The sequence below is a fragment of the Cupriavidus sp. GW823-FHT06D04 genome (assembly GCF_058795055.1).
Genome location: NZ_JBXAHL010000001.1, coordinates 577,968 through 601,902 on the forward strand (window position 1 = coordinate 577,968; position 23,935 = coordinate 601,902).

24 protein-coding genes and 1 pseudogene are annotated in these 23,935 nt (G+C 67.1%); 14 read left to right on the forward strand and 11 right to left on the reverse strand.

Features of this window, described 5'->3' with window-relative positions; translation table 11 throughout:
- Positions 1 to 4 precede the first annotated feature (4 nt).
- From glcE to AC1Q7H_RS02735, 7 genes and pseudogenes are all read left to right on the forward strand, one after another.
- Positions 5 to 1,108: a glycolate oxidase subunit GlcE gene (gene glcE, locus AC1Q7H_RS02705; RefSeq protein ID WP_013957925.1), complete on the forward strand. Its 1,104-nt coding sequence runs from the start codon at positions 5 to 7 to the stop codon at positions 1,106 to 1,108.
- 42 nt (positions 1,109 to 1,150) lie between these two features.
- A complete protein-coding gene (gene glcF / locus AC1Q7H_RS02710; protein WP_211980270.1) occupies positions 1,151 to 2,404 on the forward strand; it encodes a glycolate oxidase subunit GlcF in 1,254 nt (417 codons plus the stop codon).
- A 77-nt stretch (positions 2,405 to 2,481) separates the two neighbouring features.
- On the forward strand, positions 2,482 to 2,859 hold the full coding sequence (locus AC1Q7H_RS02715; RefSeq protein WP_010815044.1) for a CidA/LrgA family protein: 378 nt from the start codon (positions 2,482 to 2,484) through the stop codon (positions 2,857 to 2,859).
- Positions 2,856 to 3,581, forward strand: a complete 726-nt coding sequence (locus tag AC1Q7H_RS02720) for an LrgB family protein (protein ID WP_013957927.1) — start codon at positions 2,856 to 2,858, stop codon at positions 3,579 to 3,581. The genes AC1Q7H_RS02715 and AC1Q7H_RS02720 overlap by 4 nt, the downstream gene beginning before the upstream one ends.
- Before the next feature lie 85 nt (positions 3,582 to 3,666).
- Positions 3,667 to 4,038, forward strand: coding sequence for a VOC family protein (locus tag AC1Q7H_RS02725; RefSeq protein WP_492380943.1), 372 nt, complete (start codon positions 3,667 to 3,669; stop codon positions 4,036 to 4,038).
- A 22-nt stretch (positions 4,039 to 4,060) separates the two neighbouring features.
- Positions 4,061 to 4,660 (forward strand): annotated as a pseudogene (locus AC1Q7H_RS02730) (helix-turn-helix transcriptional regulator); the annotation flags it as partial.
- Entirely contained in the window at positions 4,590 to 4,829 is a 240-nt protein-coding gene (locus tag AC1Q7H_RS02735; protein WP_455423814.1) for a zinc finger domain-containing protein, read from the forward strand. The pseudogene AC1Q7H_RS02730 and the gene AC1Q7H_RS02735, both read left to right, overlap by 71 nt.
- Here AC1Q7H_RS02735 and AC1Q7H_RS02740 read toward each other — a convergent pair.
- From AC1Q7H_RS02740 to AC1Q7H_RS02750, 3 genes are read right to left on the reverse strand one after another with little or no spacing between them, the layout of a single operon-like run.
- Entirely contained in the window at positions 4,757 to 5,251 is a 495-nt protein-coding gene (locus AC1Q7H_RS02740; protein ID WP_018311516.1) for a glutathione peroxidase, read from the reverse strand. The two genes, AC1Q7H_RS02735 and AC1Q7H_RS02740, sit on opposite strands and share 73 nt — an antisense overlap.
- Before the next feature lie 55 nt (positions 5,252 to 5,306).
- Complete coding sequence (locus AC1Q7H_RS02745; RefSeq protein WP_013957931.1) at positions 5,307 to 6,446, reverse strand: PilT/PilU family type 4a pilus ATPase; 1,140 nt, start codon at positions 6,444 to 6,446, stop codon at positions 5,307 to 5,309.
- Positions 6,447 to 6,472: 26 nt separating this feature from the next.
- The gene (locus tag AC1Q7H_RS02750; RefSeq protein ID WP_013957933.1) at positions 6,473 to 7,516 is read right to left on the reverse strand and encodes a type IV pilus twitching motility protein PilT; all 1,044 of its coding nucleotides are present in this window, start codon (positions 7,514 to 7,516) and stop codon (positions 6,473 to 6,475) included.
- A 64-nt stretch (positions 7,517 to 7,580) separates the two neighbouring features.
- On the opposite strand from AC1Q7H_RS02750, the gene AC1Q7H_RS02755 reads away from it, so the two are divergent.
- Both AC1Q7H_RS02755 and proC read left to right on the forward strand, forming a co-directional pair.
- Positions 7,581 to 8,276, forward strand: a complete 696-nt coding sequence (locus AC1Q7H_RS02755; RefSeq protein WP_211980272.1) for a YggS family pyridoxal phosphate-dependent enzyme — start codon at positions 7,581 to 7,583, stop codon at positions 8,274 to 8,276.
- Positions 8,277 to 8,332: 56 nt separating this feature from the next.
- Complete coding sequence (gene proC, locus AC1Q7H_RS02760) at positions 8,333 to 9,169, forward strand: pyrroline-5-carboxylate reductase (RefSeq protein WP_013957934.1); 837 nt, start codon at positions 8,333 to 8,335, stop codon at positions 9,167 to 9,169.
- A 68-nt stretch (positions 9,170 to 9,237) separates the two neighbouring features.
- Here proC and ubiA read toward each other — a convergent pair whose 3' ends face one another.
- From ubiA to recG, 6 genes are all read right to left on the reverse strand, one after another.
- The gene (gene ubiA, locus AC1Q7H_RS02765; RefSeq protein WP_041228121.1) at positions 9,238 to 10,095 is read right to left on the reverse strand and encodes a 4-hydroxybenzoate octaprenyltransferase; all 858 of its coding nucleotides are present in this window, start codon (positions 10,093 to 10,095) and stop codon (positions 9,238 to 9,240) included.
- Positions 10,096 to 10,236: 141 nt separating this feature from the next.
- On the reverse strand, positions 10,237 to 10,722 hold the full coding sequence (locus tag AC1Q7H_RS02770; protein ID WP_010815054.1) for a Dps family protein: 486 nt from the start codon (positions 10,720 to 10,722) through the stop codon (positions 10,237 to 10,239).
- A gap of 136 nt (positions 10,723 to 10,858) precedes the next feature.
- Positions 10,859 to 11,011 carry a hypothetical protein gene (locus tag AC1Q7H_RS02775; protein WP_492380944.1) on the reverse strand — a complete coding sequence of 51 codons (153 nt, stop codon included), beginning with the start codon at positions 11,009 to 11,011 and terminating at the stop codon, positions 10,859 to 10,861.
- 50 nt (positions 11,012 to 11,061) lie between these two features.
- Entirely contained in the window at positions 11,062 to 12,504 is a 1,443-nt protein-coding gene (locus tag AC1Q7H_RS02780; RefSeq protein WP_211980274.1) for a catalase, read from the reverse strand.
- 415 nt (positions 12,505 to 12,919) lie between these two features.
- Positions 12,920 to 13,870, reverse strand: a complete 951-nt coding sequence (locus AC1Q7H_RS02785) for a LysR substrate-binding domain-containing protein (protein ID WP_013957939.1) — start codon at positions 13,868 to 13,870, stop codon at positions 12,920 to 12,922.
- 112 nt (positions 13,871 to 13,982) lie between these two features.
- Positions 13,983 to 16,163 (reverse strand): ATP-dependent DNA helicase RecG, encoded by a 2,181-nt coding sequence (gene recG / locus AC1Q7H_RS02790; protein WP_211980275.1) that lies wholly within the window; start codon positions 16,161 to 16,163, stop codon positions 13,983 to 13,985.
- A 221-nt stretch (positions 16,164 to 16,384) separates the two neighbouring features.
- Here recG and queA point away from each other — a divergent pair, with 221 nt between their 5' ends.
- The 5 genes from queA (at position 16,385) to secF (ending at position 22,233) form a co-directional block, all read left to right on the forward strand.
- A complete protein-coding gene (gene queA / locus AC1Q7H_RS02795; protein ID WP_013957941.1) occupies positions 16,385 to 17,443 on the forward strand; it encodes a tRNA preQ1(34) S-adenosylmethionine ribosyltransferase-isomerase QueA in 1,059 nt (352 codons plus the stop codon).
- 17 nt (positions 17,444 to 17,460) lie between these two features.
- On the forward strand, positions 17,461 to 18,591 hold the full coding sequence (gene tgt / locus AC1Q7H_RS02800; RefSeq protein WP_013957942.1) for a tRNA guanosine(34) transglycosylase Tgt: 1,131 nt from the start codon (positions 17,461 to 17,463) through the stop codon (positions 18,589 to 18,591).
- Positions 18,592 to 18,813: 222 nt separating this feature from the next.
- A complete protein-coding gene (gene yajC, locus AC1Q7H_RS02805; protein WP_013957943.1) occupies positions 18,814 to 19,140 on the forward strand; it encodes a preprotein translocase subunit YajC in 327 nt (108 codons plus the stop codon).
- A 209-nt stretch (positions 19,141 to 19,349) separates the two neighbouring features.
- Positions 19,350 to 21,221 (forward strand): protein translocase subunit SecD, encoded by a 1,872-nt coding sequence (secD, locus tag AC1Q7H_RS02810; RefSeq protein ID WP_041228125.1) that lies wholly within the window; start codon positions 19,350 to 19,352, stop codon positions 21,219 to 21,221.
- A gap of 40 nt (positions 21,222 to 21,261) precedes the next feature.
- Positions 21,262 to 22,233 carry a protein translocase subunit SecF gene (secF, locus tag AC1Q7H_RS02815; protein WP_013957945.1) on the forward strand — a complete coding sequence of 324 codons (972 nt, stop codon included), beginning with the start codon at positions 21,262 to 21,264 and terminating at the stop codon, positions 22,231 to 22,233.
- A gap of 73 nt (positions 22,234 to 22,306) precedes the next feature.
- On the opposite strand, the gene AC1Q7H_RS02820 is transcribed toward secF, so the two are convergent.
- Positions 22,307 to 23,314 carry a response regulator gene (locus AC1Q7H_RS02820; protein WP_013957946.1) on the reverse strand — a complete coding sequence of 336 codons (1,008 nt, stop codon included), beginning with the start codon at positions 23,312 to 23,314 and terminating at the stop codon, positions 22,307 to 22,309.
- Positions 23,311 to 23,935 (reverse strand): sensor histidine kinase (locus AC1Q7H_RS02825; RefSeq protein WP_492380945.1); only part of this gene is annotated, 625 nt, incomplete at its 5' end. The genes AC1Q7H_RS02825 and AC1Q7H_RS02820, both read right to left, overlap by 4 nt.

The window sequence follows — 23,935 nt, forward strand, 5'->3', positions numbered from 1 at the left end:
GCATATGCAAGCCACCCTCGACGCCATCCGCGACGCCGTCAGGCAAGCCACCGAGACCCGCACCGCGCTGCGGCTGCGCGGCGGCGGCAGCAAGGACTTCTACGGCCAGCCCGCCGCGGGCCAGCTGCTGGACACGCGCGCCTATGCCGGCATCGTCGAATACGACCCGGCCGAGCTGGTGATCACCGCGCGCTGCGGCACGCCGCTGACCGAGATCGAGGCTGCGCTGGCCGAAAAGCGCCAGATGCTGGCCTTCGAGCCGCCCCATTTCGCACTGCCGGGCCAGCCCAGCACCGCGACGCTGGGCGGCGCCGTGGCCGCGGGATTGTCGGGCCCGCGCCGGCAGTCGGTGGGCGCGCTGCGCGACTTCATGCTGGGCGCGCAGCTGATGGACGGCCGCGGCGAGGTGATGGACTTCGGCGGCCAGGTGATGAAGAACGTGGCGGGCTATGACGTGTCGCGGCTGCTGGCGGGCTCGCTCGGCACGCTCGGGCTGATCCTGCAGGTATCGGTCAAGGTGCTGCCGGCACCGTTCGACGAGGCCACGCTGCGCTTCGAGCTGGCGCAGGCCGATGCCATCCGGCAACTGAACCAGTGGGGCGGCCAGCCGCTGCCGCTGGCGTCTTCGGCCTGGCACGCGGGCGTGCTGCATGTGCGCCTGGCCGGCGCCACCGCCGCGGTGCGTGCCGCGTGCGCCAGGCTGGGCGGCGAGCGCGTGGACGCTGCAGAAGCCGCGGCGCTGTGGCAAACGCTGCGCGAGCAGACCCACCCGTTCTTCGCCCCCGCCCAGGCGGGCCGCGCGCTGTGGCGCCTGGCGGTGCCCACCATCGCCGCGCCGCTGGAGCTGCCCGGTTCACAACTGATCGAATGGGGCGGCGGCCAGCGCTGGTGGCTGCCCGAGGACGGCACTGACAAGACCGATGCCGAAAGCGTGCGCGCCGTGGCGCAAGCCGCCGGCGGCCATGCCACGCTGTTCCGCAACGGCGACAAGTCAGTGGGCGTGTTCACGCCGCTGGCCACGCCGCTGGCCGCGATCCACCGCCGCCTGAAAGAGACCTTCGACCCGGCCGGCATCTTCAACCCGCAGCGCATGTACCCCGGGCTCTGATCCGGCAGGTCCAGACAACCCCAGGCACAACCTCCCCACACCATGCAAACGAACCTGGCCGATTTTCTTCGCAACACGCCCGAAGGCGAGGAAGCCAAATCCATCGTCGGCAATTGCGTGCATTGCGGCTTCTGCACCGCCACCTGCCCCACCTACCAGTTGCTCGGCGATGAGCTGGACGGCCCGCGCGGGCGCATCTACCTGATGAAGCAGGTGCTGGAAGGCCATGCCATCACCGAAAGCACGCGCCTGCATCTGGACCGTTGTCTGACCTGCCGCAACTGCGAATCGACCTGCCCGTCGGGCGTGCGCTACGGCCGCCTGGTCGATATCGGCCGCAAGCTGGTCGACGACAAGCTCGAGGCCGAAGGCGTGCGGCGCCCCGCCCGCGAGCGCATCGCGCGCTGGGTGCTGCGCGAGGGGCTGACGCGCCCGGCGCTGTTCGGCACGGCGCTGCGCCTGGGCCAGATGGTGCGGCCGCTGCTGCCGGGCACGCTGCGCAACAAGGTGCCGGCGCAGTCCAGCACCGCCGCGCCCGGCACGTGGCCGCGCAATGTGCATGCACGCAAGATGTTGTTGCTCGACGGCTGCGTGCAGCCGGCAATGTCGCCCAACATCAATGCCGCCACCGCGCGCGTGTTCGACCGTGTCGGCGTACAACTGCTGGTGGCGCGCGAAGCCGGCTGCTGCGGCGCGATCCGCTTCCACACCGGCGACCACGACGGCGGCCTCGACAATATGCGCCGCAATATCGACGCCTGGTGGCCGCATATCGAGGACGGCGCCGAAGCCATCGTGATGACCGCCTCGGGCTGCGGCGCGATGGTCAAGGACTACGGCCACCTGCTGCGCGACGATCCGAAGTACGCCGAGCGCGCCCGCCGCGTATCGGCGCTGACGCGCGACCTGTCCGAAGTCTTGCCGGACTTTGCCGACGAGCTGCACAGCCTGGCCGGCGCGGTCCCGCGCGACAACCGGCGCGTGGCTTACCACCCGCCCTGCACGCTGCAGCACGGCCAGCAGATCCGCGGCAAAGTCGAAGCGCTCTTGACCGGCCTCGGCGTCGAAGTCAAACTCTGCGCTGACAGCCACCTGTGCTGCGGCTCGGCAGGCACTTATTCGGTGTTGCAGCCGGAACTGGCCTACCGCCTGCGCGACGACAAGCTCGCCAAACTGCAGGCCACGCAGCCCGAAGCCATCGTCTCGGCCAATATCGGCTGCATCTCGCACCTGCAGAGCGGCACCGGCACCCCGGTGATGCACTGGATCGAACTGGTCGACAAGATGCTCGGCTAGCGCGGGCGGGCAGCATGGGCGGCAGCGCGCATCCTTCCGGACGCGCGCCGCGCACCTGCGACCAAACGCCACGCCCCATGCTCCAGACCTTTGCAATCCTGTTGGTTTTCCAGTCCGTCGGTGAGGTGATCAGCTACGCGCTGACCCTGCCGGTGCCCGGCCCCGTGCTGGGCATGATCCTGCTGTTCGGCTGGCTCGTCTTCGATGACCGCCTGCTGCCCATCATCCAGGGCACCACATCTGAACTGCTCAAGCACCTGTCGCTGCTGTTCGTGCCGGCCGGCGTCGGCATCATGGTCCATGCCAACCGCATCGAGGGCGAATGGATGCCGATCCTGGTGGCGCTAGTGGTGTCCACCTGGCTGGCCATCGCCACCACCGCCGTGGTCACGCGCATGCTGATGCGCAAGCGCGCCGATGTCCCGCCCGCCGATGCGAAAGGAGAGCAGGCATGATGACGCCCCGCCTCAACGAGATCTGGGTCTACCTGGCCGCAAGCCCGCTGGTCGGGCTGACCGCTACGCTGCTGGCCTACGTCTTTGCCTTCCGCATCTATGAGCGTTCGCGCTTCTCGCCGCTGGCCAACCCGGTGATGATCGCGGTGGCGCTGCTGGTCACGGTGCTGACCGTCACCGGCACGCCCTACAAGACCTACTTCGACGGCGCGCAGTTCGTGCACTTCCTGCTGGGACCGGCCACGGTGGCGCTGGCGGTGCCGCTGTACCTGCAACTGCCCAAGCTGCGCACCCATGTGTTCCCGCTGCTGGCGGGGCTGGTGGCGGGCTCGGTGGTGGCCGTGGTGTCGGCAGTGGGCATTGCCTGGCTGCTGGGCGCATCGCCCGAGACCGTGCGCTCGCTCGCGCCCAAGTCGGTGACGATCCCGATCGCCATGGGCGTGGCCGAGAAGATCGGCGGGCTGCCGTCGCTGACGGCGGTGCTGGTGATGGCGACCGGCATCATCGGCGCGATCAGCGCCACCAGCGTGCTGAACCTGCTGCGCATCCGCGACTACAGCGTGCGCGGCTTCGCCACCGGCGTGGCGGCGCACGGCATCGGCACCGCGCGGGCCTTCCAGGTCAACCAGGAAGCTGGCGCCTTTGCCGCGCTGGGCATGGGCCTGAACGGCGTGCTGACGGCAATCATGGTGCCGGTGATGGCGGCGTGGATGCCGCACTGACACGCTCCTGACAGGACGCTGTCAGCAGCCCCCGCGCATGATGCGAACTCCTCACTCCCCTTCACTTGGAACCAAGGAGTCTGTCATGAGCAACCGTCTGATCAACTGGCTGGAAATCCCCGTCGTCGACATGAACCGCGCGGTCGGCTTCTACGAGCAGGTGTTCGATATCCAGCTGCGCCGCGAGACCATGAGCCAGGTCGACATGGCCGTGTTCCCCCACCCCGACCCGGGCGGCGCGCTGGTGGCCGGCGAAGGCTACCGCCCCAGCAACTACTACGGCGCGGTGCCATACCTGCATGCGCCGGAACTGGATGTGCTGCTGGAGCGCGCCGCGCGCGCCGGCGGCAAGACCGTGTTCGGGCCGCTGCGCCTGCCGGGCGAGATCGGCCGCATCTCCCATATCACCGACAGCGAAGGCAACCGCATCGGGCTGCACGAGCCCGTGGCCGGTTGACCCCGATGGCTAGCCACCCCCGATGAGCCGCCGCGCCGACCGCCTGTTCCAGATCGTGCAGGTGCTGCGCGGCCGCCGCCTGACCACGGCGGCACTGCTGGCGCAGCGGCTCGGGGTGTCGGAACGCACCGTCTACCGTGATATCCAGGCGCTGTCGCTGTCAGGCGTGCCGGTCGAGGGCGAGGCCGGCATCGGCTACCGGCTGCGCGCCGACTTCGATGTACCGCCGCTGATGTTCACCGCCATGGAAGTGGAAGCGCTGGTGGCCGGCCTGCGCCTCCTGAAAGCCTGGGGCGGCGGCGCGCTGGCCGCCGCGGCCGATCCCGCGCTGGAAAAACTGATGGCTGCGCTGCCGCCGCCGCGCCGGCTGGCAGCGCAGCAAAGCCGCGTGTTCGCGCCGGAATACGTCAACCAGGCGCATGTGCGCGAAGTCTTCGACGTGGTGCACGGCGCGCTGGGCGAGCAGAAATTGCTGCTGCTCGACTACTGCGACGTGCAGCAGCGCATCACCGAACGCGTGGTGATGCCGCTGGGCCTGTTCTTCTGGGGCAATGCCTGGCTGCTGGCGGCGTGGTGCACCACGCGCTCGGACTACCGCAGCTTCCGGCTGGACCGCTGCCGCGCCATCCGCATGCTGGACGACCATTTCCACGAAACGCCCGACCGCTCGCTCAACGGCTTTTTGCGCGCGGTGCGCGCCAGCGGCACCTAGTCCTGCTCAGGCAGCCGGGTCGGACAGCAGCTTCTCGATATCGGCGCGCAGCTCATCGGGCTTGGTGGTCGGCGCATAGCGCTTGAACACCGTGCCGTCGCGGCGCAGCAGGAACTTGGTGAAGTTCCATTTGATGCCCTGGGTACCGAGCACGCCACGCTTTTCCGTGGTCAGCCACTGGTACAGCGGATGGGCGTCGGCGCCGTTCACGTCGATCTTGGCGAACATCGGGAAGCGCACCGCAAAGCGCGTTTCGCAGAACTGGCCGATCTGCTGCGCATCGCCCGGCTCCTGCTTGCCGAACTGGTTGCACGGGAAGCCCAGCACCTCCAGGCCGCGCCCGTGGTATTCGTCATAGAGCTTCTGCAGGCCCTCGTACTGCGGCGTGAACCCGCATTCGCTGGCGGTGTTGACGACCAGCATCACCTTGCCCTGGAACTGCGACAGCGGTACCGGCTGGCCGGCCAGCGAGTTGGCTTCGAACTGGTAGACATTGCTCATGGCAGACTCCTCTAGGTAGCCCAAGCATACCGCCATGCGCACTGGCGTGCACGAATCAGATGACGTTGAGATGCTCGGTGCCGGCACCCAGGTCGGTATCCTTGGCGCTCGCGCTGTGCAGCTTGATCATCAGGCGCAGGTCGTTGAGCGAGTCGGCGTTGCGCAGCGCGTCCTCGTAGGTGATCTTGCCTTCCTCGTACAGGTCGAACAGCGCCTGGTCGAACGAGACCATGCCCTGCTCGCGCGACTTCTTGATGACTTCCTTGAGCTCGTGGATCTCGCCCTTGAAGATCAGGTCGGCCACCAGCGGCGTGCCGATCATGATCTCCACCGCCGGCACCCGCCCTTTGCGGCCCGCGCGCGGCAGCAGGCGCTGCGAGATCATCGCCTTCAGGTTCAGCGACAGGTCGATCAGCAGCTGCTGGCGCTTTTCCTCGGGGAAGAAGTTGACCACGCGGTCGATCGCCTGGTTGGCGTTGTTGGCGTGCAGCGTGGCCAGGCACAGGTGGCCGGTCTCGGCGTACTGCATCGCGTACTCCATGGTCTCGCGATCGCGGATTTCGCCGATCAGGATCACGTCGGGCGCCTGGCGCAACGTGTTCTTCAGCGCCACGTGCCAGGACTCGGTATCGATGCCGACCTCGCGCTGCGTGACGATGCAGTTCTGGTGCGCGTGCACGTACTCGATCGGATCCTCGATGGTGATGATATGGCCGTACGAATGCGCGTTGCGGTGATCCAGCATTGCCGCCAGCGTGGTCGACTTGCCCGAGCCGGTGGCACCGGTCACGATCACCAGCCCGCGCTTGGCCATCACCACCTCATGCAGCGTAGCCGGCAGGTCCAGGTCGGCCACCGAGGGGATGCGCGTATTGATGGTGCGCACCACCATGCCGGCCTTGCCCTGCTGGATAAAGGCCGACACGCGGAAGCGCCCGGCCTTGGGAGCGGTGATCGCGAAATTGCATTCGCGGCTGGTGTCGAAGTCCTGCACCTGGCGCTCGTTCATCACCGAGCGCACCAGGCCCAGCGCCTGGGTCGGGTTCAGCGGCTGCTGCGACACCGGCTTGATCTTGCCGTCGACCTTGATCGCCGGCGGGAAGTCAGAAGTGATGAACAGGTCAGAGCCGCGGTTGCTGACCATCAGCTCCAGCAGGTCGTTGATGTACTTGGCGGCGGATTCGCGATCGAGCATGGCGGTGTCCTGCTAGGGAGCGGGCCTCAGCCCATGAACGCGTCGGGGTTCTTCGCGATGGCGCGCGCGTCGTTGTAGCTGATGACGCTGCGCTTGATCAGGTCAGACAGGCACTGGTCCAGCGTCTGCATGCCCAGCCCGCTGCTGGTCTGCATCATCGAGTACATCTGCGCGATCTTGTTCTCGCGGATCAGGTGGCGGATCGCGGGCGTGGCGATCATGATCTCGTGCGCGGCGGTGCGGCCATTGCCGTCGCGCGTCTTCAGCAGCGTCTGCGAGATCACCGCCTCCAGCGATTCCGACAGCATGGTGCGCACCATGTCCTTCTCTTCGGGCGGGAACACATCGACCACCCGGTCGATGGTCTTGGCCGCGGAGCTGGTGTGCAGCGTGCCGAAGACCAGGTGGCCGGTCTCGGCCGCGGTCAGCGCCAGGCGGATGGTTTCCAGGTCGCGCAGCTCACCCACCAGGATCACGTCCGGGTCTTCACGCAGTGCCGAGCGCAGCGCGTTGGCAAACGAATGCGTATGCGGCCCCAGCTCGCGCTGGTTGATCAGGCTCTTCTTGGAGCTGTGCACGAATTCGATCGGGTCCTCCACCGTGAGGATGTGGCCCATGTCGCTTTCGTTGCGATGGTCGACCATCGCCGCCAGCGTGGTGGACTTGCCCGAGCCGGTCGGGCCCGTTACCAGCACCAGCCCGCGCGGCTTCATGCACAGGTCGGCAAACACCGCGGGCGCGCGCAGCTCTTCGAGCGTGAGCACCTTGGAGGGAATGGTACGGAACACCGCGGCGGCGCCGCGCTGGGTGTTATAGGCATTGACCCGGAAGCGGGACAGGCCGGCGATCTCGAACGAGAAATCGATTTCGAGGCGTTCTTCGTAGGCCTTGCGCTGGGTGTCGCTCATGATGTCGTACACCATGGCGTGGACATCCTTGTGCGTCATCGAGGCGACGTTGATCCGGCGCATGTCGCCGTGGATCCGCACCATCGGCGGCATGTCCGCGGAGAGATGAAGATCAGACGCCTTGTTCTTGACAGCGAAAGCCAATAGCTGCGCGATGTCCATCTATAATGACCCCACCCTGAGTTATCAGTACTTTGCGTACTTTCTTTTGTATGTTCGCCGGATTATGTCTGTAATTGCCGCCAACTTGCAAGCCGTTCACCAGCGCATCGCGGCGGCCGCACAACAAGCCGGCAGACAGCCCACGGACATCGCCCTGCTGGCCGTTTCCAAGACCGTTTCCCCCGACCGCATAAGGGCCGCATACGCCGCCGGACAGCTTGCCTTCGGCGAAAACTACGTCCAGGAAGGCGTCGACAAGATCGCCGCGCTGGCCGACCTGCGCCACCGCCTGCAATGGCATTTCATCGGTCCGCTGCAAAGCAACAAGACCCGGCTGGTGGCGGAGCATTTCGACTGGGTGCACGCCGTCGACCGGCTCAGGATCGCCGAGCGGCTGTCGGCCCAGCGCCCGGCCGGCATGGCGGCGCTGCAGGTCTGCATCCAGGTCAATATCAGCGGCGAAGCCAGCAAGAGCGGCGTCGCCCCGGCAGAGGTACCCGCCCTGGCACATGCTGTCGCCGCGCTGCCCGGCCTGCGTCTGCGCGGGCTAATGGCCATCCCCGAGCCTGAGGACGACCTCGCCGCGCAGCGCCGCCCGTTCGCGGCCATGCGCGCCATGCTGCAGGCGCTGCGCGCCGACGGCCTGGACCTCGACACCCTGTCGATGGGCATGTCGGGCGACATGGAAGCCGCCATCGCCGAGGGCGCCACGCTGGTGCGGATCGGCACCGCCATTTTTGGAGCGCGCCAGTACCCGTAGCCCAGTCATTTTCCCTGCAAGCCCAGTCCATTCCCTTCAAGCCCCAACGGATCCCCATGCTCGATACCCTTACCTTTGGCTTTCTCGGCGGCGGCAACATGGCCACCGCACTGATCGGCGGCCTGATCGCCCGCGGCGTGCCGGCCGGCTCGATCCGCGTGGTCGACCCCTTCCCCGAGGCCCAGCAACGCCTGGCGCGCGACCTCGGCGTGCATGCCGCCGGGGCGCCGGATGCCGCCTTCGGCGCCAGCGACGTGCTGGTGCTGGCAGTCAAGCCGCAGCAGTTCCGCGACGCCGCGGCGCAGCTGCTGCCGATCCTGCCGGCCAGCGGCAAGGGCAACCTGGTGATCAGCGTGGCCGCCGGCATCCGGCTGCAGGACATGCAGCGCTGGCTGGACGGGCGCACCCGGCTGGTGCGGGCGATGCCGAATACGCCGGCGCTGGCTGGCATGGGCATGACGGGGCTGGCCGCCCCGGCCGGGCTGTCGGCCGAAGACCGCGCGATTGCCAGCGCCGTGGCCGAGGCCGTCGGCAAATGCGTGTGGGTGGATGGGGATGACCAGATCGATGCGGTCACCGCCATTTCCGGCAGTGGGCCGGCCTATGTCTTCTACTTTATCGAGGCGATGGAACGCGCTGCCACGGAGCTGGGCCTTACCGCGGAGCAAGGCCGCGAACTGGCGGTGGAGACCTTCCGTGGCGCTGCTACCCTGGCCGGGCAGTCTTCCGAGCCGGTGTCAACGCTGCGTGAGCGCGTGACGTCCAAGGGCGGCACCACCTATGCGGCGCTGACGTCGATGGAGGCTTCGGGAATTGGTGACGCGTTCGTGCGCGCGATGCGTGCCGCCGCGGCGCGGGGCAAGGAGATGGGGGCGGAGTTCGGGAAGGATTGAGCGCTATCTTGCCCGACTGTTTGCTCCCTCTCCTGCAAGCGGGAGGGGAGCAAACCGGCAGGATTTAATCACCGAATCGCATAAGCCACCGCCGTCCCCGCAAACACACAAGCCCCCAGCCAGTTGTTATGCCGGAACGCCGCGAAACACCGCATCCGGTCCCGATCGCGAATCAGCGTGTAGTGATACCCGGCGCAACCCGCCGCCGCCACCAGCCCCACCCAGTAAGGCCACCCCAGCCCCAGCAGCACCCCCGCCCACGCCATCAGCGCCAGGAAGGCAGCGTAGCAGAGCATGATCGCCGCCACGTCGAAGCGGCCAAAGGTAATGGCTGAAGTCTTCATGCCGATCAGGAGATCGTCGTCGCGATCGACCATCGCATACGCCGTGTCATACGCCACCGCCCAGAACACATTGGCCAGCAGCATCATCCACGCCACCGGCGGCACCTGGTCCTGGATCGCGGCAAAGGCCATCGGGATACCAAAGCCAAACGCGATGCCAAGATAAGCCTGCGGAATCGCAAAGAAGCGCTTGAAGAACGGGTAAGTGCCCGCCACCACCGCCGCCACCACCGCCAGCCATTTGGTCAGCGCATTGAGCGGCAGCACCAGCGCAAAGGCCACCAGCGCCAGCACGGCGGCCACGGCCAGCGCTTCCCATGCGGCGATCTTGCCCGCGGTCAGCGGCCGCTCCCTGGTGCGCTTGACGTGCTTGTCGAAGTCGCGGTCGGCCCAGTCGTTGATGGCGCAGCCAGCCGAGCGCATCAGGAAGGTGCCCGCCACGAAGATCCAGAACAGCCCCCATGCCGGCGGCCCGCCCGCGGCCATCCACATGGCCCACAGCGTCGGCCACAGCAGCAGCAGCGTGCCGATCGGCTTGTCGATGCGCACCAGGCGCGCGTAGAGGGAAAGGCGTTCAAGCATGGGCGTGGGCGGCAACGGCGAGAGGGTCTGCACAGCGCGGATCCGGGAAGGAGGATTCAATGAAAACGCGCCGCAGCCCGGACGGTTGCGACGCGCAGTGCCGGCCGCCACTGAAGGGCAGCCGGAGGTGGCCGGCAGGCCTCAGGCCAGCATCGCGCGCAGCATCCACGCGGTCTTTTCATGCGTCTGCATGCGCTGGGTCAGCAGGTCGGCCGACGGCTCGTCGCCGGCGGCGTCGATCACCGGGAAGAGCGAGCGCGCGGTGCGCACCACGGCTTCCTGGCCTTCGACCAGCTTGCGGATCATTTCGGTGGCCTCGGGCACGCCCTCTTCCTCCGCGATCGACGACAGGCGGGCGTATTCCTTGTAGGTGCCCGGTGCCGGGTAGCCCAGCGCGCGGATACGCTCGGCGATCGAGTCCACGGCGAGCGCCAGCTCGGTGTACTGGGTCTCGAACATCAGATGCAGCGTATTGAACATGGGACCCGTCACGTTCCAGTGGAAGTTATGGGTCTTGAGGTAGAGGGTGTAGGTGTCCGCCAGCAGCTTGGACAGGCCTTCCGCGATCTTCTTGCGGTCCTTGTCGGAAATACCGATATTCACGCTCATCTCATTCTTCTTTGCCATGGTAAATACACTCCGTTCTGGTAAAGCCACGAGGGGCGCCGCCGGGCTTGCCATGTTTCGGGGCCGGGCGGCGCAGTACCCGCATTATTGCATCAGCTGGCGATCCCGGCCAAACCCCGGGCCACCTCGCTGAACATCACGGCCGCGCCGAGCACGACACGGCGGCGCCGATTTCCTTGCGCCACAGCTTGTGGCGCAGCCGCGCGGCGTCGGCGCGCCCGGGCTGGTCGTGCCCGTCGTGCCACAGCTGCCGCCACTCGTCGATAAACAACCGGATCATCGCCATCATCGTTCTCCGCGGCGCGGCAGCCCGCCAGGGGCGCCGCGCCAGGCTGCCGCTTACTTCAGATTGAGCGCGCGCTTCACGCCCTCGCCGTAGGCCGGGTCGGCCTTGGTGAAGTGCTCCAGCTGCACGCGCACGATCGCCTCAGGCACGCCCTGCATGGCCGCCGCGATATTGGCGAACAGGCGCTGGCGCTGGCCCTCGTCGAACAGGCGGAACAGCGCGCCGGGCTGGCTGTAGTAGTCCGGGTCGACGCGGTGGTCCCAGTGGTCGGCGGCGCCATCCAGTGCCAGCGGCGGCTCGATCGCGCGTTCGCTGGCGGCGTAGGCGCTTTCGCGGTTGGGCTCATAGTTGAGCTTGCCGCCCTGGTTGCCGTCCACGCGCATCGCGCCGTCACGGTGGAAGCTGTTGTGGAACGGGCATTTCGGCGCATTCACCGGGATCTGGTTGTGGTTGATCCCCAGGCGGTAGCGCTGCGTGTCGCCGTACGAGAACAGCCGCCCCTGCAGCATCTTGTCGGGCGAGAAGCCGATGCCCGGCACGATATTGGCCGGATTCATCGCCACCTGCTCGACCTCGGCAAAGTAGTTGTCCGGGTTGCGGTTGAGCTCGAGCACGCCCACGTCGATCAGCGGGTAGTCCTTGTGCGGCCAGACCTTGGTCAGGTCGAACGGATTGATGTGGTACTTGGCCGCATCGGCCTCCGGCATGACCTGCACGCGCAGGTTCCAGCGCGGAAAATTGCCTTGCTCGATGTTCTCGAACAGGTCGCGCTGCGCGCTTTCGCGGTCCGTTGCCACGACCTTGGCCGCTTCTTCATTGGTCCAGTTGGCGATGCCCTGCTGCGACTTGAAGTGGAACTTGACCCAGAAGCGCTCGTTGTTGGCGTTGATGAACGAGTACGTGTGCGAGCCGAAGCCGTGGATCTGGCGGTAGTTCTGCGGCAGGCCGCGGTCGCTCATCAGGATGGTGACCTGGTGCAGCGATTCCGGATGGCGCGACCAGAAGTCCCACACCGCGATCGGGTCGCGCAGGTTGGTGCGCGGATTCCGCTTCTGCGTGTGGATAAAGTCCGGGAATTTGAGCGGGTCGCGCACGAAGAACACTGGGGTGTTATTGCCGACCACGTCCCAGTTGCCTTCGTCGGTGTAGAACTTGATCGAGAAACCGCGCACGTCGCGCTCGGCATCGGCCGCGCCGCGTTCGCCGGCCACGGTCGAGAAGCGGATGAACAGCGGCGTTTCCTTGCCGACCTGGGCAAAGACCGAAGCCTTGGTGTACCTGGTGATGTCGTGGGTGATCCTGAGCGTGCCATAGGCGCCGGAGCCCTTGGCATGCACGCGCCGCTCGGGGATGACCTCGCGGTCGAAGTGGGCCAGCTTTTCGAGGAACCAGACATCCTGCAGCAGCATCGGGCCGCGCGGGCCTGCCGTCTGCGAGTTCTGGTTATCGGCGACGGGTGCGCCGGCGGCAGTGGTAAGGGTGTCCTTCTTGCTCATCTTTTCCTCTTGGTGGGTAGGCTGAAAGGGATCGCTGCGTCAGAGCGCGGCGGCATAGCAGGCAAGGCAATCGAGCAGGCAGCGCCCCATGCGGAGGGGAATCGGGCGCTTGTTGGTTGTTGTTCGAGAGAACTGGACGCTGGTGCTCATCATCGGATCCTGTCCCAGGTCGATGCCATCTGCACCGACACGAGTCAGCCTACCAATGATCTATCGAATTGAGAATTCAATTATTTGTACCTATGCATTAGGTCAAATCTATCGGGGATTTCTGCAACTTATCGCAGCGGAAAATGACCGCCCGAAGACTCCGCCCGAAGACAGGTAGCGCCGTGGCGGGGCCGGAAATGACGACGGCCGCAGCGGAATCTCCGGTGCGGCCGTGGGAATTGCCGGTACTGCAGGGGTAAGACAATCAGGCCGCTTCGGCCAGCTCCTTGGCGTCCAGCTTGCGCACGCCGGCCAGCTCGCACGCAGCCACGGCGTTGGCCAGCGCTTCCATGGCCGGCAGGCGGGTGAAGCTTTTGCGCCAGGCCAGCACCACGCGCCGGTCGGGCACCGGATCGGAGAACGGCACATAGGACAGCATGTCACCCTTGGCCTTCAGGTCGGGCACCGAGGTGCGCGGCAGCACGGTGATGCCAACCCCGCTGGCCACCATATGGCGGATGGTTTCCAGCGACGAGCCCTCGAAGGTCTTCTGGATGCCGTCGGCCGCCTGCGAGAAGCGCGACAGCTCCGGGCACACGCCCAGCACATGGTCGCGGAAGCAGTGGCCGCTGCCCAGCAGCAGCATGGTCTGCTGCTTCAGTTCATCGGGGTCGATGGAGTGCGCCTGCGCCAGCTGGTGGCCGCGCGGCACGGCGACGACAAAGGGTTCATCGTAGAGCGGGCGCACCGTCAGGCCCGAATCCGCGAACGGCTCGGCCATCACCGCGCAGTCGATCTCACCCTGCTTGAGCAGCTCGATCAGCTTGTGGGTGTAGTTCTCCTGCAGCATGAGCGGCATCTGCGGCACGGTCTCGATCATCTGCTTGACCAGCGACGGCAGCAGGTACGGCCCGATGGTGTAGATCACGCCCACGCGCAGCGGGCCCGCCAGCGGGTCCTTGCCCTGCTTGGCGATCTCGCGGATGGCCATGGTCTGCTCAAGCACGCGCTGGGCCTGCGCCACGATCTGCTCGCCGACCGACGTCACCGACACCTCGGAGGTGCCGCGCTCGAAAATCTGCACGTTGAGTTCGTCTTCCAGCTTCTTGATCGCGACCGACAGCGTCGGCTGCGACACAAAGCAGGCTTCGGCGGCCCGGCCGAAATGGCGCTCGCGCGCCACGGCGACGATGTACTTGAGTTCGGTGAGCGTCATGACTTATCAATTTGCGGTAGGCGATAGATTTTACCTTCGATTGCCGCTTCTGTCAGAGCGCCAACGCATTGTGTCGACGCATGCGAAGCAGCGCGCACCTGGACAGCGCCGTTCAGGCTTTCAGGTAGTGCTCGCGCCCGCCCAGCCAGCGCGAAAGGTGTGCTTCGACCGCTTCCGGATAGCGAGCCAGCATCAGCTCGGCCGCCTCCTGCGCGTAGTCGACCAGCCATGCGTCGGTCTGCAGGTCGGCAAAGCGCAACATCGCTTCGCCGGACTGGCGCGCTCCCAGGAACTCGCCGGGGCCGCGGATCTCCAGGTCGCGCCGGGCGATCTCGAAGCCGTCGGTTGTCTCGCGCATGGTCGCCAGGCGCTCACGCGCGGTGGGCGACAGCGGCGCCTGGTACATCAGCAGGCAGACCGATTCGGCGCTGCCGCGCCCCACCCGCCCGCGCAGCTGGTGCAGCTGCGCCAGGCCGAAGCGCTCGGCGTGCTCGATCACCATCAGCGAGGCATTGGGCACATCCACGCCCACTTCGATCACGGTGGTGGCCACCAGCACCTGCATGCGGTTGGCGCTGAAGTCGTCCATCACGGCGGCCTTCTCGGCCGGCGGCAGGCGCCCGTGCACCAGGCCCACGCGCAGGTCCGGCAGTGCGGCCACCAGCGTTTCATAGGTCTCCACAGCGGTCTGCAGCTGCAGCGCCTCGCTTTCCTCGATCAGCGGACAGACCCAGTAGACCTGGCGGCCTTCGGCGGCGGCGTGATGGATGCGTCCGATCACTTCGTCGCGCCGCTCGTCGTTGACCAGGCGCGTGACGATGGGGGTGCGGCCCGGCGGCAATTCATCGATCACCGACACATCGAGGTCGGCGTAGTAAGTCATGGCGAGCGTGCGCGGGATCGGCGTGGCCGACATCATCAGCTGGTGCGGCACGGCGTCGACCGCGGGCACCGTAGCATCGGCGGCACCGGCCTTGCCGCGCAGCGCCAGCCGTTGCGCCACGCCGAAGCGGTGCTGCTCGTCGACCACTGACAGCCCCAGCTTGGCAAAGCGCACCGTGTCCTGGATCAGCGCGTGGGTGCCGATCACCAGTTGCGCCTGGCCCGATTCCACGCGCGCCACGGCCTCGCGCTTGTCGCGTGCCTTCTGGCTGCCGGCTAGCCACGCCACCGGCACGCCCAGCGGCTCCAACCATGCGGACAGCTTGCGGTAGTGCTGCTCGGCCAGGATTTCGGTGGGCGCCATCAGCGCGGCCTGGTAGCCGGCGTCGATGGCCTGGCAGGCCGCCAGCGCCGCAACGATGGTCTTGCCGCTGCCCACGTCGCCCTGCAGAAGACGGTGCATCGGGTGCGGGCGCGTCATGTCGGCGGCGATCTCTTCGACCACGCGCTGCTGCGCACCGGTCAGCCGGAACGGCAATGCGGCCAGGAAGCGCGTGAGCAACCCGCCCTCGCGGCGCGGCATGGTCGGCGCATTTTTTTCGCGCCGCGCCGCGTGCGCGCGCCGCAGCGAGATCTGCTGCGCCAGCAGTTCGTCAAACTTGATGCGCTGCCAGGCCGGGTGCGAGCGGTCGGCCAGCGCAGCCTCGCTCTCCTGCGGCGGGGGCGCGTGCAGCAGCCGCAGGCAGTCGACCAGCGGGCGCAGGTGCAGGCGTGCCAGCGGCCCCTCCAGCACCGCCTGCGGCAGCGTCTCGGGCATCGGCGTGCGCGACAGCGTGCCGCCGATGGCCTTGCGCAGATAGGCCTGCGGGATGCCGGCGGTGGACGGATACACCGGCGTCAGGCGGTCGGGCAGCGCTTCGCCGGGCACCACCGGGCGCACCGTCGGGTGGACCATCTCGGCGCCGAAGAAGCCGCCGCGCACCTCGCCGCGCACGCGCAGGCGCACGCCTTCAGCCATCTGCTTGGTCTGGTTGCCGTAGAAGTTCAGGAAGCGCAGCGTCAGCTCGCCGCTGTCGTCGGCAATCTTGACCACCAGCTGGCGGCGCGGCCGGAACGTGACTTCGTTGGAGATGACCTCGCCTTCCACCTGCGCCGGCAGCCCGAGCCCGGCGCGGCGGATCGCCTCGGCGATCGGCGCCAGCGTGGTCTCGTCCTCATAGCGCATAGGCAGGTGCAGCACCAGGTCGACGGGACGGCGCAGGCCAAGCTTGGCCAGCCTCGCGGCCGCGGTCGACGTGCCGGAGGCGGCGGCCTTGCCCCTGGCTTCGCCGGCCTTGCCGCGCGCGGGCGCCGCCGTGTCCTTGGCGGCGTCGGCGGGGTCGTGGATCGGTTCAGCGGCGGTTCCGGGCATCGGCGAAAAATTTGGCAGCGGTCGCTCTCGTGCTGCGGGGTTGGCTGGCGCGGCGCCGGCGAATAGCCGGTATCACGCCCGCCCCGGCGGCAAGCGCGCCCGTGGCCTTACAATATCGGATTCGCCGATTGTACCCATGCCGGCTGCCACCACGGGCAGCGGAGTGCCGTTTTGTGCCCCGCTCCGGCCTGCATGGGATCGCGCAGCCCGCCGCTCCCACGATGTTGACGCTTTCTGATTTCGATTTCCCGCTGCCACCAGAACTGATTGCCCAAAGCGCGCTGCCCGACCGCAGCGCGAGCCGGCTGCTGGTGGTCGAACGGCTGGCCCCGGCCGACACCGCCGACGCGGTGCGCATGGTCGACCGTGCCTTCAGCGACATCGTCGACTACCTGCGTTCCGATGACCTGCTGGTCTTCAACGACACCCGCGTGATCAAGGCGCGCTTCTTTGGCCACAAGCCCAGCGGCGGCAAGATCGAGGTGCTTGTCGAGCGCGTGGTCGATACCCACACCGTGCTGGCCCAGGTGCGCGCCTCCAAGACCCCGGCCGAGGGCAGCACGCTGCATCTGGCCGACGACGCCTTCGCCGTCACCGTGGGCCCGCGCGTGGACCAGTTCTTCACGCTGCGCTTCCCCGAGCCGGCGCTGGACCTGATTGAGCGCTATGGCCGCCTGCCGCTGCCGCCGTATATCACGCACGACCCGGACGCCTACGACGAAACCCGCTACCAGACCGTCTACGCGCGCAGCCCCGGCGCGGTGGCCGCGCCCACCGCGGGCCTGCATTTCGACGATGCGCTGTTCGCCCGGCTCGATGCCGCCGGCGTGCGGCGCGCCTTTCTGACGCTGCACGTGGGCGCCGGCACCTTCCAGCCGGTGCGCACCGAGAACCTGGCCGAGCACAAGATGCACTCGGAGTGGTACGCCGTTTCCGAAGACCTGGCCCAGGCCGTGCGCGACACCCGCGCGCGCGGCGGCCGCGTGATCGCGGTCGGCACCACCTCGCTGCGCGCGCTGGAATCGGCCGCGCAGGCCGACGGCACGCTTGCCGCCGGCAGTGGCGACACCGATATCTTCATCACGCCCGGCTACCGCTTCCGCCTGGTCGATGCCCTGATCACCAACTTCCACCTGCCCAAGTCGACGCTGCTGATGCTGGTGTCGGCGCTGGCCGGCGTGGAAGCCATCCGCGCCGCCTACCGCCATGCGGTCGAGCAGCGCTACCGCTTCTTCAGCTACGGCGACGCCATGCTGCTGACCCGCCAGCCCGGCGCCTGAATCCAGAATCACAAGCCATGCTCAACTTCGAACTCATCACCACCGACGGCAACGCCCGCCGAGGCCGCGTCACGCTGAACCACGGCGTGGTCGAAACGCCGATCTTCATGCCGGTGGGCACCTATGGCTCGGTCAAGGCGATGTCGCCGCTGGAGCTCAATGAAATCGACGCGCAGATCATTCTGGGCAACACCTTCCACCTGTGGCTGCGCCCCGGGCTGGACGTGGTCAACGCCCACGACGGCCTGCACCGCTTTATCGGCTGGGACAAGCCGATCCTGACCGATTCCGGTGGTTTCCAGGTGTTTTCGCTGGGCGATCTGCGCAAGATCACCGAAGATGGCGTCACCTTCGCATCCCCGGTCAATGGCGACAAGCTCTTCCTGTCGCCCGAGATCTCGATGCAGATCCAGCGCACGCTGAACTCCGACATCGTCATGCAGTTCGACGAATGCACGCCGTATGAGATCGACGGCCGCCCCGCCACGCATGAGGAAGCCGCCAAGTCGATGCGCATGAGCCTGCGCTGGGCCAAGCGCTCGCGCGACGAGTTCGAGCGCCTGGCCAACCCCAACGCGCTGTTCGGCATCGTCCAGGGCGGCATGTACGAGGACCTGCGCGACGAATCGCTGGCCGGCCTGTCCGAGCTGGACTTCCACGGCCTTGCCATCGGCGGGCTGTCGGTGGGCGAGCCCAAGGAAGACATGATGCGCGTGCTCGAGCACGTGGCGCCGCGCCTGCCGGCCAACAAGCCGCACTACCTGATGGGCGTGGGCACGCCCGAAGACCTGGTCGCCGGCGTCGCCGCCGGGGTGGATATGTTCGACTGCGTGATGCCCACCCGCAACGCGCGCAACGGCTGGCTCTTCACCCGCTTCGGCGACGTCAAGATCAAGAACGCGGCGCACCGCAACGACCCGCGCCCGCTCGATGAAAGCTGCGCCTGCTACACCTGCCGCAACTTCTCGCGCGCCTACCTGCACCACCTGCACCGCGTGGGCGAGATCCTGGGCGCGCGCCTCAATACCATCCACAACCTGCACTACTACCTGCAACTGATGCGCGAGATGCGCGAAGCGATCGAGCACCACCGCTTTGCCGACTTCCGCCGCCAGTTTGCGGCCGACCGCGCCCGCGGCACGCAGTGACAACGCCGGGTGGCGCGAACTTTTGCGCTGCCGGCGGTCGAATAGCCGGGTCATCCGGAAGCCACCCGCGAGCCGGAGAGCCCGGCCATGCCGACCCCTGCCGCAAGTTGCCCCGGGCGCACCCGAACAAACCCGTATTCCGCCCTAGAATGCCAAGGGCGGGCGAAATGCGAATGGTAGAATGATCGATTATTTGACTGACTTTTGTGACGGAGAAACAACGTGCTGATTTCTAACGCATTTGCCCAGACCGCCGGAGCCGGCGGCGCGGCTGGCGGCCTGATGAGCTTCCTGCCCATCATCCTGATGTTTGGCGTGCTGTGGTTTATCATGATCCGCCCGCAAATGAAGCGCCAGAAGGAAGCCAAGGCAATGCTCGAAGCACTGGCCAAGAACGACGAAGTCGTGACCGCCGGTGGCATCCTGGGCAAGGTGACCAAGGTCACCGACCAGTACGTCAGCCTGGAAATCGCCGAAGGCACTGAAATCACCGTGCAGAAGAGTGCCGTGACCACCGTGCTGCCCAAGGGCTCGCTCAAGGCGCTCTGATCTCCGGATCGCGCGCGCGACTCCCGCCTTTGTCTTTTCCGGCATGCCCGTTCGCGCATGCCCCGGCAGCCGCCTGATCCAGCCCGACGAAGCCCCCGTGGTTTCGATCCGTGGCTGCCAGGCGGCTGTTTGCCAAACCGGTTCGGCCCCGCCGACGTGGTGCGCCACGCCAGCGCCGGCCCCGCCAACCGCAGAATGACTGGCCCGAGATGAATCGTTATCCGCTTTGGAAATACCTCGTGATCCTGGTGGCCCTGGCCATCGGCATCATCTATACCTTGCCGAACTTCTTCGGCGAGGCGCCTGCCGTGCAGGTGTCCTCGGGCAAGGCCACGGTCAAGGTCGACCTGGCGATGCAGAAGCAGGTCGAAGAGATCCTGGCGCAGAACCAGCTGCGGCCTGATGGCGTCTTCTTTGATATTTCCGGCCAGTCCGGCTCGGTCAAGGCGCGCTTCCGCACCACCGACGAGCAGCTCAAGGCCAAGGACGTGCTGTCGCGCACCCTGAACCCGGACGCGGCCAACCCCACCTACGTGGTGGCGCTGAACCTGCTGTCGGGCTCGCCGCGCTGGCTGACCGCCATGCATGCGCTGCCGATGTACCTGGGCCTGGACCTGCGCGGCGGCGTGCACTTCCTGCTGCAGGTCGACATGAAGGGCGCCGTCGACAAGAAGCTCGACAGCCTGGGCGGCGACGCGCGCACCCTGCTGCGCGACAAGAGCATCCGCCACGGCGGCATCGACCGCGACGGCGAGCGCCTGACGGTGCGCTTCAACAACGCAGACGACGCCAACCGCGCGCGTCCCATCCTGGCCGACAACCTGCGCGAAGTGGCCTTCGCCATGGACGGCAACAATATCGTCGGCACCTTCACCGAAGCCGCGCGCAAGGCGGTGCAGGACGCAGCGGTCAAGCAGAACATCACCACGCTGCACAACCGCGTGAACGAGCTTGGCGTGGCCGAGCCGGTGATCCAGCAGCAAGGCGCCGACCGCATCGTGGTGCAGCTGCCGGGCGTGCAGGACACCGCCAAGGCCAAGGACATCATCGGCCGCACCGCCACGCTCGAAGCCCGCCTGGTCGACAACGACGCGCCGCGCAGCCCGCGCCCGGGCGACCCGATCCCGTTCGGCAGCGAGCTCTTCACGCAAGGCAACGGCGCCCCGGTGGTGCTCAAGAAGCAGGTCATCTTCACCGGCGACCGCATTGAAAGCGCCTCGGCCGGCTTCGACCAGAACCAGCATCCTTCGGTCAACATCAAGCTCGACGCCCAGGGCGGCCGCGTGCTGCGCGACGTCTCGCGCGAGAACCTGAAGAAGCCGATGGCGATCGTGCTGTTCGAAAAGGGCAAGGGCGAAGTGCTGACGGTGGCGACGATCCAGTCCGAACTGGGTTCCAGCTTCCAGATCACCGGCTCCTACTCCACCGAAGCCGCCAACGACCTGGCGCTGCTGCTGCGCGCCGGCTCGCTGGCCGCACCGATGGAGATCATCGAAGAGCGCACCATCGGCCCGTCGCTGGGCGCGGACAACATCCAGAAGGGTTTTGACTCGGTCGCCTACGGCTTTGCCGCCATCGCCGTGTTCATGGTCCTGTACTACATGCTGTTCGGCGTGTTCTCGGTGGTGGCGCTGGGCGTGAACCTGCTGCTGCTGATCGCGGTGCTGTCGATGCTGCAGGCCACGCTGACGCTGCCGGGCATTGCCGCCATCGCGCTGGTGCTGGGCATGGCCATCGACGCCAACGTGCTGATCAACGAGCGCATCCGCGAAGAACTACGCGCGGGCGCGTCGCCGCAGATGGCGATCGCGGTCGGCTTCGACCGCGCCTGGGCCACCATCCTGGACTCCAACGTGACCACGCTGATCGCCGGCCTGGCACTGCTGGCCTTTGGTTCGGGCCCGGTGCGCGGCTTTGCCGTGGTGCACTGCCTGGGCATCCTGACCTCGATGTTCTCGGCGGTGTTCTTCAACCGCGGCCTGGTCAACCTCTGGTACGGCCGCAAGAAGAAGCTGCAGAGCGTGGCCATCGGCCAGATCTGGAAGCCGGGCAACACCACCGACACGCCGGTCGCCAAGTAAGGCGAGCAGCAACAACTAGCAGTACAGAACAGGATTCAACATGGAATTCTTCCGCATCCGGCGCGACATTCCGTTCATGAAGCACGCGTTGGTCTTCAACGTGATCTCCTTCCTGACGTTTGCCGCGGCCGTGTTCTTCCTCTGGCACAAGGGCCTGCACCTGTCGATCGAATTCACCGGCGGCACGGTGATGGAGGTCAGCTACCAGCAGGCGGCCGACCTGGAAAAGATCCGCGGCCAGGTGGGCAAGCTGGGCTATACCGACGTGCAGGTGCAGAACTTCGGCACCTCGCGCGACGTGATGATCCGACTGCCGCTGCAGAAGGGCCCGGACGGCAAGCCCGTCACCTCGGCCCAGCAGAGCGAGCAGGTGCTGGCCTCGCTGCAGGCGGCCTCGCCTGACGTGAAGCTGCAACGGGTGGAGTTCGTCGGCCCGCAGGTGGGCAAGGAACTGGCCACCGACGGCCTGCTGGCGCTGTTGTGCGTGGTGGCCGGCATCGTGATCTACCTGTCGTTCCGCTTCGAATGGAAGTTCGCGGTGGCGGGCATCATCGCCAACCTGCACGACGTGGTCATCATCCTGGGCTTCTTCGCCTACTTCCAGTGGGAGTTCTCGCTGTCGGTGCTGGCGGCGATCCTGGCGGTGCTGGGCTACTCGGTCAACGAATCGGTGGTGATCTTCGACCGGATCCGCGAGAACTTCCGCAAGTACCGCAAGATGACCACGCACGAGATCATCGACAACGCGATCACCAGCACCATCTCGCGGACCATCATCACCCACGGCTCGACCCAGATGATGGTGCTGTCGATGTTCTTCTTCGGCGGCCCCACGCTGCACTACTTTGCCCTGGCACTGACGGTCGGCATCTTGTTCGGCATCTACTCGTCGGTGTTCGTGGCCGCGGCGCTGGCGATGTGGCTGGGCGTCAAGCGCGAGGACCTGGTCAAGGGTGAAAAGAAGTCCGACTCGACCGACCGCAACGACCCCAACTACGGCGCGCAGGCCTGACCCCTGCCCTGCGGTAAAACAGAACGGCGCCCCGCGGGGCGCCGTTTTTTTATGGCTGCAAGGTCTGGGAAATTCAGGCCGGCATCGAGAACCGCTCGATCCACGCGGCCAGCCGGTCGGCCGCGAAGGCCTCGCTGCGCGGGCATGCGCGGCACACCACGGTGTTGCCGTCGCGCGCAAACTGCAGCGCGCCGCCAGCCTCTTCCAGCCACAGCAGGCTGGCCAGCCAGGCCGCGTGCTGCGCGGACACGGGTGCGCCGATCGGCTGCGCGAGGAACTCCGCCAGCGTGGCCGGAGCGGTCCACACCACGGTGTCGCCGTCGCGGCGCACCACCTCGCTGCCCAGCGCATCGACAATCACCGCGGCGGCATCGGCAGCGCCCCGGCCGGCATTGGCGCTGCGCAGGCCCGCCAGGCGCGTGGCCACGGCATGGCCGAAGCTGCCGCTGCGCTCGGCCTCTGCGCGCACCAGGTCGGCGTAGTCCATGCGCTGCCAGTCCGGCTCGACGCTGCCCGCGCCGGCGAGGTCGACCGCCGCGAGGTAGGTCTCCACCGGCTGGAAACGGCCCGGCCCGATCAGGCTGGCACACAGCGCATGCACCATGCCGATGCGCGAGGCCACGGTCTGGGTCTGCAGCACGGACAGCTTCTCGCGCAGCAGCTGGTCGCGTTCCTTGCGCAGGCCGGCCAGTTCCAGCGCCTGCTTCAGCTCCATGCGCAGCGCGGTGATGTCCCACGGCTTCTTGATGTAGCGGTGGATCTGCCCCTGGTTGACCGCTTCGACGGTCTGGTCGAGCTCCGAATACGCGGTGGTCAGGATGCGCACGATATGCGGGTAGCGCTCGCGCGCGTAGCGCAGCAGTTCGTTGCCATACTCGCCCGGCATGCGCTGGTCGGACACCAGCACCGCCAGGCTGCCTGCGTGGGCGTCGAGCAATGCCTTGCCCTCTTCAACGGAGCCGCCGGTGGCCACCGGTGCCAGCGCCCCGATGGCACGCTGGAAATACTTGACTGCAGTCGCTTCGTCATCGACGAACAGAATCGCCGGGGGTGGTGCCTGCGTGGCATTCGGTTCGGTCATCGGTCACTCCTATGCTTTCGACTCTTGAAACTTGGAAAGTCCAGCGTCACCGTGGTGCCGGCACCGGATGCGGATTCGATCCGGATGCCGCCGCCAAACGACTGCATGACGCGGTTGCAAAAAATCATGCCCAGCCCGCTGCCGCCGGCACTGGCGTGGGTGGTGACAGGATCGACCAGCAGCCGCTCCATCACTTCCGGCGGAATGCCCGGCCCGTTGTCGCAGATGCGGATTTCCGGGCGCGGCTGCGCCACCACCACAAAGCGCAACGCCGGCGTGCCGACACTGCGCAGCGCCCGCAGCGCGTTGCTCATCACCGAGGAGAGCACCAGCGCCACGCAGTTGGGCAGCGTCTGCACCGGGAAATCGCCGTGCATCTCCACCTGCACCCAGCTGCGCTGGTCGCCCGCGAACGGGTAGCTGTCCAGCAGCGAAGTGACCAGCGTGCCGGCGCTGACCTCGGTACCGGCATCGGACCGGGCCGGCATGCTGCCGGCACTGTTGCGCACTGATTGCAGGAACGATGACAGCACCGCCAGGCAATACTGGGCGTTGTCGTACATGGCGGTGGGGGGGGGGGGGGGGGGGGGGGGGGGGGGGGGGGGGGGGGGTGGGGGGGAG

Bases quoted from the DNA above. Each gene is read 5' to 3' on its own strand.
- glcE (WP_013957925.1), top strand. From the start codon at position 5: ATGCAAGCCACCCTCGACGCCATCCGCGACGCCGTCAGGCAAGCCACC.
- glcF (WP_211980270.1), top strand. From the start codon at position 1,151: ATGCAAACGAACCTGGCCGATTTTCTTCGCAACACGCCCGAAGGCGAG.
- AC1Q7H_RS02715 (WP_010815044.1), top strand. From the start codon at position 2,482: ATGCTCCAGACCTTTGCAATCCTGTTGGTTTTCCAGTCCGTCGGTGAG.
- AC1Q7H_RS02720 (WP_013957927.1), top strand. From the start codon at position 2,856: ATGATGACGCCCCGCCTCAACGAGATCTGGGTCTACCTGGCCGCAAGC.
- AC1Q7H_RS02725 (WP_492380943.1), top strand. From the start codon at position 3,667: ATGAGCAACCGTCTGATCAACTGGCTGGAAATCCCCGTCGTCGACATG.
- AC1Q7H_RS02735 (WP_455423814.1), top strand. From the start codon at position 4,590: ATGCCTGGCTGCTGGCGGCGTGGTGCACCACGCGCTCGGACTACCGCA.
- AC1Q7H_RS02740 (WP_018311516.1), bottom strand. From the start codon at position 5,251: ATGAGCAATGTCTACCAGTTCGAAGCCAACTCGCTGGCCGGCCAGCCG.
- AC1Q7H_RS02745 (WP_013957931.1), bottom strand. From the start codon at position 6,446: ATGCTCGATCGCGAATCCGCCGCCAAGTACATCAACGACCTGCTGGAG.
- AC1Q7H_RS02750 (WP_013957933.1), bottom strand. From the start codon at position 7,516: ATGGACATCGCGCAGCTATTGGCTTTCGCTGTCAAGAACAAGGCGTCT.
- AC1Q7H_RS02755 (WP_211980272.1), top strand. From the start codon at position 7,581: ATGTCTGTAATTGCCGCCAACTTGCAAGCCGTTCACCAGCGCATCGCG.
- proC (WP_013957934.1), top strand. From the start codon at position 8,333: ATGCTCGATACCCTTACCTTTGGCTTTCTCGGCGGCGGCAACATGGCC.
- ubiA (WP_041228121.1), bottom strand. From the start codon at position 10,095: ATGCTTGAACGCCTTTCCCTCTACGCGCGCCTGGTGCGCATCGACAAG.
- AC1Q7H_RS02770 (WP_010815054.1), bottom strand. From the start codon at position 10,722: ATGGCAAAGAAGAATGAGATGAGCGTGAATATCGGTATTTCCGACAAG.
- AC1Q7H_RS02775 (WP_492380944.1), bottom strand. From the start codon at position 11,011: ATGATGGCGATGATCCGGTTGTTTATCGACGAGTGGCGGCAGCTGTGG.
- AC1Q7H_RS02780 (WP_211980274.1), bottom strand. From the start codon at position 12,504: ATGAGCAAGAAGGACACCCTTACCACTGCCGCCGGCGCACCCGTCGCC.
- AC1Q7H_RS02785 (WP_013957939.1), bottom strand. From the start codon at position 13,870: ATGACGCTCACCGAACTCAAGTACATCGTCGCCGTGGCGCGCGAGCGC.
- recG (WP_211980275.1), bottom strand. From the start codon at position 16,163: ATGCCCGGAACCGCCGCTGAACCGATCCACGACCCCGCCGACGCCGCC.
- queA (WP_013957941.1), top strand. From the start codon at position 16,385: ATGTTGACGCTTTCTGATTTCGATTTCCCGCTGCCACCAGAACTGATT.
- tgt (WP_013957942.1), top strand. From the start codon at position 17,461: ATGCTCAACTTCGAACTCATCACCACCGACGGCAACGCCCGCCGAGGC.
- secD (WP_041228125.1), top strand. From the start codon at position 19,350: ATGAATCGTTATCCGCTTTGGAAATACCTCGTGATCCTGGTGGCCCTG.
- secF (WP_013957945.1), top strand. From the start codon at position 21,262: ATGGAATTCTTCCGCATCCGGCGCGACATTCCGTTCATGAAGCACGCG.
- AC1Q7H_RS02820 (WP_013957946.1), bottom strand. From the start codon at position 23,314: ATGACCGAACCGAATGCCACGCAGGCACCACCCCCGGCGATTCTGTTC.